This is a genomic window from Streptomyces sp. NPDC056480 (assembly GCF_042795405.1).
In the GTDB taxonomy this organism is placed as follows: Bacteria; Actinomycetota; Actinomycetes; order Streptomycetales; family Streptomycetaceae; genus Streptomyces.
Window position 1 is genome coordinate 56,704 of the sequence record NZ_JBHTSA010000046.1, and the last position, 6,896, is coordinate 63,599.

Here is a 6,896-nt window from a genome sequence, read left to right on the forward strand (position 1 = left end):
TGTATCCGGGCGTAACCGCTCACACGTTCGTGTCATGCTCGTTGGTCCGCCCGGACCACGAAGACCCCGGCCCGCGCCGCGGCGCGGGGAGCCGGCTCCTACCGGGAGCGCAGCCCTTCGAGCAGGATGTCGAGGAGACGCGACGAGGCCGCCGCCTGCTGCACCGCGTCCGGCAGCGCCGGAGCGGCCGTGGCGATGACGAGGAGGACGTCGGCCACGGTCACGTCGGTCCGCAGCTCACCCGCCTCACGCGCCCGGTCGACCAGCCGGCCGACCACCTCGAGGAGCTCCGCGGCGCCCGCGTCGTCCTTCTCCTCCGCCGGTACGGCCCGCGGCGCGACCACGCGCGCGTCGGTCTGCTCGCCGATGACCCGCTGGTGCGGCACCCGCGCCGCGTCGCCCGCGTCCTGCGAGTCGCCGCCGAGCGGCAGCACCGTGACGTCGTCCACGCCCACCCGCAGCACCTGCGGCGAAAGGAGCCGGCCCGCGCCCGAGGCCACCGAGGTCCGCAGGAACCGGGAGAGCGCCGACCACGGCTCGTCCTCCTGGCCGAGCGCGGCCCGCGCCTGCTCGGTCAGCCGGGAGGTCTCCTCCTCGGCTATCCGCCTGACCAGCACGTCCTTGCTCGGGAAGCGGCGGTAGACGGTGCCGACACCGACGCGGGCGCGACGCGCCACGTCCTCCATCGGAGCCCCGTAACCGAGCTCGCCGAACACCTCGCGCGCGGCGCGCAGGACGTGCTCCAGATTGCGCTGGGCGTCCACCCGCAGCGGCGCGGACCTGCCGGACACCGGTGCGCCGTTGCGCTCCGGGCCGCCGAGGCCCGCGTGCGGGCCGTCGTCCACGGTCGCCGTCCCGGCGCCCGTCTGCCATCGTGAATCCTGAATATGCATAAGCGTTCCCCCGCTCATGATGTCTCCCCCCGGAGACTCCCCGCCCTGAAACGGGGCTTCCGGTGACGAGCGCTTCGGTCCACGCGCTCCCATCCGACACCCCGACGAAGTACGAACATAGTTGAGTCCGGGTCAATTCAGAAGGGGGAGTTCCGTACGGTGCGCCCCCCGATCGGAGCAAGGAGGGGAACACACCCGTTTACGACCCCCCGTCGAGCCCGGCTCGTCCACCCTGACCTGCGCCGTTGCGCCCGTCCTCCCCTCGTGCGCCACCCCGCGCCTCCGTACCCCTCCGGTCACACAATTTGCCGGGGCTGTGGACAAACCACGGACGGCGGTGCGTCATGGGACAGTGACGGAACCTGCGCGCATTCTCGTGGTCGGCGGTGGCTACGTCGGCATGTACACCGCGCTGCGCCTCCAACGGCAGCTCAGGGCCGAGCTCAGAGCCGGCGACGCCGAGATCACGGTGGTCACCCCCGAGCCGTACATGACGTACCAGCCGTTCCTCCCCGAGGCCGCCGCCGGCTCGATCTCCCCGCGGCATGTCGTCGTGCCGCTGCGCCGGGTCCTCGACCGCTGCCGGATCGTCATCGGCGAGGTCGTCTCCGTCGACCACGCCAAGCGGACCGCGACCCTCTCCACCCTCGCCACCCTCGAGGAGGGCGCCGGCGCCGTCGACCTCGCGTACGACGAACTGGTCCTCGCGCCCGGCTCGGTCTCCCGCACCCTCCCGGTCCCCGGCCTCGCCGACCACGGCATCGGCTTCAAGACCGTGGAGGAGGCCATCGGCCTGCGCAACCACGTCATCGAGCAGATGGACATCGCCTCCTCGACCCGTGACCCCGCCATCCGCGACGCCGCCCTGACCTTCGTCTTCGTCGGCGGGGGCTACGCGGGCGTGGAGGCGCTCGCCGAGCTGGAGGACATGGCCCGCTACACGGCGCGGTACTACCACAACGTCAAGCCGGAGGACCTGCGCTGGGTCCTCGTCGAGGCCTCGGACCGCATCCTGCCCGAGGTCGGCGAGGAGATGGGGAAGTACGCCATCCGCGAGCTGCGCGGCCGGAACATCGACGTACGCCTGGAGACCCGACTCGAGTCCTGCGAGGACCGGATCGCGGTCCTCAGCGACGGCACCCGGCTGCCCACCCGCACCGTCGTCTGGACCGCGGGCGTGAAGCCCGCCCCCGTGCTCGCCGCGACCGACCTGCCGCTGAACGAGCGCGGCCGGCTCCGCTGCACCGCCGAGCTCGCCGTCGAGGGCGTCACCCACGCCTGGGCCGCCGGCGACGCCGCCGCCGTCCCCGACGTGACCTCGAAGGAACCCGGCAAGGAGTGCGCGCCCAACGCCCAGCACGCCGTCCGCCAGGCGAAGGTCCTCGCCGAGAACATCGCGGCCTCCCTGCGCGGGCAGCCGCTCAAGGAGTACGCGCACGCGTACGTCGGCTCCGTCGCGTCCCTCGGACTCCACCAGGGCGTCGCCCACGTCTACGGACGGAAACTCAAGGGATATCCGGCCTGGCTCATGCACCGCGCCTACCACCTGAGCCGGGTGCCCACCTTCAACCGCAAGGCCCGGGTCCTCGCCGAATGGACCCTGTCCGGCCTGTTCAAACGGGAGATCGTCTCCCTCGGGTCGCTGGAACACCCCCGCGCCGAATTCGAACTCGCCGCGGCTCCGCCACCCGACCACGGCGACAAGCCGTCGTCCTGACATCACTGTCAGTGCACTCGTCCACACTGGACGTGTGACCATAGGTGGGCTCACACCTGCACAGCGTGACTCTGCACGGCACCGACACCACGAGGCATAGAGATCCGTGAACTTCACCCGTTGGAGCGCCCGGCTCCCCGGTACACAGCGCCGCGCGGCGCGGGGGACCGAAGGCTCCGTGCCCGCCGCCCGCGGTGAGTACGCGCAGCAGCTGGAGCACCTCGCCCACGAGGCCGCCGAGACCGGCGAGCCCGTCGACGTACCCGCCCTGGAGGACTTCTCCGTACGGGAGCTCCTGGGCCGGCTCCCCGGCCTGGTCGCCCTCGCGTACGGCCCGGACCACCGCATCGCCTACGTCAACGACGCCTATGCCGCCGCCTTCGGCCCCCGCCCCGCGGGCGTGCCCGTCGCCGACACCTGCCCCGAGGCGGAGGAGCTCGGCCTGCTGCCCCTCATGGACCAGGTGCTGCGCAGCGGCAAGCCCCGTACGGTCAAGTCCCGCCGCACCCAGGACGGCGGCTCGTACACGGTGACGTGCCTGCCCGTGGACAGCGCGCACCTCGAAGGCGGCGGAGTCCTCGTCCACGCCGCGGACGTCACCGACCACGCGGAGGCCGCCGAGCGGCTGCGGGCCAGCGAGCGCCGCCACCGCGAGACCGCCGTCACCCTCCAGCGGTCGCTGCTCCCGCAGGACCTGGAGCAGCCCGACGACCTGCGGATCGCCGCCACCTACCAACCCGGCGGCACCGACGCGGCCGTCGGCGGCGACTGGTACGACGTGATCACCCTCGGCGCGGGACGCACCGCGCTCGTCATCGGCGACGTGATGGGCCGGGGGGTGCGCGCCGCCGCCGTCATGGGCCAGCTCCGCACCGCCGTCCGGGCCTACGCGCGCCTGGACCTGCCCCCGCACGAGGTGCTCCAGCTCCTCGACGGCCTCGCCGCCGAGATCGACGCCAGCCAGATCGCCACCTGTGTGTACGCGATCCACGACCCCAACGAGGGGAAGCTGGTCTACGCCTCCGCGGGCCACCTCCCGATCCTCGTCCGGGACGAGGACGGCAGCGTCCGGCGCGCCGAGGACCCGACGGGCCCGCCGCTCGGCACGGGCGGCTGGCTGCACGCCTCCGGCTCCATCGCCCTGCCGCCCGGCTCGACCGCCGTCCTCTACACCGACGGACTGGTCGAGCGGCGCCGCGAGGACATCGACGAGGGCGTCGCCGCCCTGGCCCGCGCGCTCTCCGGCGCCAGCGGCACCCCGCAGGTCGTCTGCGACCGGCTGCTCCGCTCCCTCGGGGTCACCGCGGAGCACGACGACGACGTGGCCGTCCTGGTCGTCCAGCACCCGTCCCGCAAGGGAGCGGACGCGGAGCTCTTCCACAACGCGGCCCTGGAACTCCTCGGCGGCGTGGAGGCAGCTCCCCGCGCGCGTGCCTTCGCCTCCGGGGTCCTGTCCTCCTGGCGCTTCCCGGTCGAACTGCGCGACCTGGGCGTCCTCGCCACCAGCGAGCTCGTGGCGAACTCCCTCCAGCACGGCACCCCGCCCATGCGGCTGCGCCTGCGCCGCACCGACCGCCGCCTGATCATCGAGGTCACGGACGGGGACGACCACCTGCCGCGCCGCCGCAGGGCGGAATCGGAGGACGAGGCGGGTCGCGGGATCTCGATCATCGCGACGATCGCCTCGTCCTGGGGGAGCCGCCGCACACCGGGCGGCGGCAAAGCCGTCTGGTGCGAGTTCGCCCTGCCCGACCACTAGGGCCTGCCCGACGGATCAGCGTCGGACAGGCCCTGGTGGTCGGCTCGGCTCGGATCAGGCGGCCGCCGTCTCCTTCTCGGGCAGGTGCTGCGCCACGACCCGCGAGGGCTTCACGGCGAGCGACGGCTGGTTCTGCTCCGGGGTCAGCTGCTTGCCCAGCCGCACCGCGAGGAACGTGATGCCGAGCGAGAAGAGCACGAACGTCACGATGTACGGACCGTGCAGCGCGGCTCCCATGGGCCCGCCGACGGCCGGACCCACGGCCAGCGCCAACTGCTTGACCAGAGCGAAGGCCGAGTTGTACTGCCCGACCATCGACTCCGGCGCCAGATCGGCGACCAGCGGCGCCACGGTCGGCGACAGCATCGCCTCACCGAGCCCGAACAGCGCGTACGTGGAGACGAAGGCGGCCGTCGCCATGGCCTGGCTGCCGTGCCCGAGGCCCGCGTACCCGGCGATCAGCCAGGCCACGGTCCAGATCAGACCGACGGCCGCGATCACCCGGGTCCGCTTGCGGCGCTCGACGAACTTCAGCACCAGGAACTGGGCGGCCACGATCACCGCGGTGTTCGCGGCCAGCGCGATACCGAGCGTCGAGGGCTGGATGCCGGCGGCCTCGGTGCCGTACGCGGCGAGACCCGACTCGAACTGTCCGTAGCAGGCGAAGAAGAGGACGAAGCCCAGGACGCACAGCTGCACCATCGCCTTGTGCCCGAGCAGCGCGCGCACGCCGCCGCCCTTGCCGCCCTCGGAGGGACGGGCGCCCTGGAACGCCGGGGAGCCGGGCATCCGCACGGTCCCGACGATCGCCGCCAGGACGAGGAACATCGCCGCCTCGATCGAGAACAGCAGGATGAAGCTGCCCGGACGGCTGGTGTCGACCAGCAGACCGCCGATCAGACCACCGACACCGAGACCCAGGTTCTGCAGGAAGAACTGCATGGCGAACGCCCGGGTACGCCCGACGGGCGTCGAGCACCAGACGATCATCGTGGCCAGCGCGGGCTGGAGCACGGCCGTACCGGCACCGAGCAGCGCCGCGGCCCCCACGGCCGCGGGGACGCTGGACGCGAAGCCCATGGCCACCGCACCGACGGCGGCGACGACCGAGGCGACGAGCAGGACCGGCACGGGCCCGCGCCGGTCGATGGCCCGCCCGCTGAAGGGCAGCACCACCAGTGCGGCCATGGCGAAGACGGCCAGGACGATGCCCGCCGTGGCCGCGCCCAGATCCCGCACCTGCGCCACGTACACATAGAGGTACGGCACGGTGAAGCCGAGTCCGAACGCGCTCAGCGCGCTGCCTGCCTGAATACGGCGCATCGCTGCGCCCCTCGCCTTGGTCACACTCACCCACTTCGGTCGCAGGTTCAGAGGTGTACCCCTGAACCTTGAAGACTTCAATACTAAAGTTAGAGCCTTAACAGTACACACCGAAGGACTTCAACGCCAACGAGACCCGTGGGATACTCGGCTCCATGTCCGACAACCCCGAGCGGTCCGGCTCGCAGGCTCCGCAGGAGCCGAGCCTCGACGAGCAGATCGCCGCCTATCAGCGCGAGTTCCGCGACCTCGACCCCCAGGTCGAGAAGGTCGTCTCCGCCCTCGGCCGGCTGAACCGACGGATGAACGTGGCGTACGGACGCCAGCTCGCCGACCTCGGCATCAGCAACGCCGAGTGGGAGGTCCTCAAGACACTGGTCCTCGCCGGCGAGCCCTACCGGCTGGGCCCGGGCGAGCTCGCCAAGAGACTGGGCCTCACTCCGGCCGCGATGACCCACCGCATCGACCGCATGGCGGGAGAAGGCCTGGTCACGCGGGACCGCGACGAGAACAACCGCGTCCGTGTGATCGTCGAGCTCACCGACGAGGGCCGCTCGAAGTGGCTCGAGGCCATGCGCATGGCCACGGACTTCGAGGAGGAGCTCCTCCAGGACCTCACCTCGGACGAGCGGGGGGTCCTCGGCGAGATCCTCATCCGCCTCCTCCGCCGCGTGGAGCTCACCCAGCCCGACGCGGGCGGCCGCCTGACGGACCTCGACTGAACTCGCTTGACAGGGCTTGACACTCCCCTGACGGATGCGTAGTGTTCTCCGAGTTGTCACAGAGCCGGAACGGTTCTTCGACAACCACCTCCGCCGCTAAGAGCGGCACCTCTACTCCGCACGATCTCCCCACCGGGACGAATTTCGGCATGCCGAAATTCATTTCGAATGACTCGATTATGAGTCGCCGGGGAAATCCGCTAGAGTTTGAGACGTCGGAACGGCCCAACAGCCGCATAAGACAAACCCCGCTGACTGGGAATCAGGCGCCGAAAGGTTCTGATAGAGTCGGAACCGCCGGAAGGGCCCGGAGCGAAAGCGAATGGGACCGGAAAGCACCGAGGAAATCGGATCGGAAAGATCTGATAGAGTCGGAAACGCAAGACCGAAGGGAAGCCCGGAGGAAAGCCCGAGAGGGTGAGTACAAAGGAAGCGTCCGTTCCTTGAGAACTCAACAGCGTGCCAAAAATCAACGCCAGATT

5 protein-coding genes are annotated in these 6,896 nt (G+C 71.1%); 3 read left to right on the top strand and 2 right to left on the bottom strand.

Annotated elements, in window-relative coordinates:
- Positions 1 to 98 precede the first annotated feature (98 nt).
- Complete coding sequence (locus ACFQ79_RS21280; protein WP_383585743.1) at positions 99 to 893, bottom strand: TetR/AcrR family transcriptional regulator; 795 nt, start codon at positions 891 to 893, stop codon at positions 99 to 101.
- A gap of 352 nt (positions 894 to 1,245) precedes the next feature.
- On the opposite strand from ACFQ79_RS21280, the gene ACFQ79_RS21285 reads away from it, so the two are divergent.
- Both ACFQ79_RS21285 and ACFQ79_RS21290 read left to right on the top strand, forming a co-directional pair.
- A complete protein-coding gene (locus ACFQ79_RS21285; protein ID WP_383585745.1) occupies positions 1,246 to 2,610 on the top strand; it encodes an NAD(P)/FAD-dependent oxidoreductase in 1,365 nt (454 codons plus the stop codon).
- A gap of 106 nt (positions 2,611 to 2,716) precedes the next feature.
- A complete protein-coding gene (locus ACFQ79_RS21290) occupies positions 2,717 to 4,369 on the top strand; it encodes a SpoIIE family protein phosphatase (RefSeq protein ID WP_383585747.1) in 1,653 nt (550 codons plus the stop codon).
- A 54-nt stretch (positions 4,370 to 4,423) separates the two neighbouring features.
- Here the strand turns inward: ACFQ79_RS21290 and ACFQ79_RS21295 are convergent, their stop codons facing one another.
- The gene (locus tag ACFQ79_RS21295; protein WP_266967520.1) at positions 4,424 to 5,692 is read right to left on the bottom strand and encodes an MFS transporter; all 1,269 of its coding nucleotides are present in this window, start codon (positions 5,690 to 5,692) and stop codon (positions 4,424 to 4,426) included.
- 155 nt (positions 5,693 to 5,847) lie between these two features.
- Between ACFQ79_RS21295 and ACFQ79_RS21300 the strand changes: the two genes are divergently transcribed.
- The gene (locus tag ACFQ79_RS21300; protein WP_383585750.1) at positions 5,848 to 6,414 is read left to right on the top strand and encodes a MarR family winged helix-turn-helix transcriptional regulator; all 567 of its coding nucleotides are present in this window, start codon (positions 5,848 to 5,850) and stop codon (positions 6,412 to 6,414) included.
- Positions 6,415 to 6,896 lie beyond the last annotated feature (482 nt).

What these genes read in the sequence shown, in the direction of transcription:
- ACFQ79_RS21280 (WP_383585743.1), bottom strand. Translation starts at nt 893, where the DNA reads ATGCATATTCAGGATTCACGATGGCAGACGGGCGCCGGGACGGCGACC.
- ACFQ79_RS21295 (WP_266967520.1), bottom strand. Translation starts at nt 5,692, where the DNA reads ATGCGCCGTATTCAGGCAGGCAGCGCGCTGAGCGCGTTCGGACTCGGC.
- ACFQ79_RS21300 (WP_383585750.1), top strand. Translation starts at nt 5,848, where the DNA reads ATGTCCGACAACCCCGAGCGGTCCGGCTCGCAGGCTCCGCAGGAGCCG.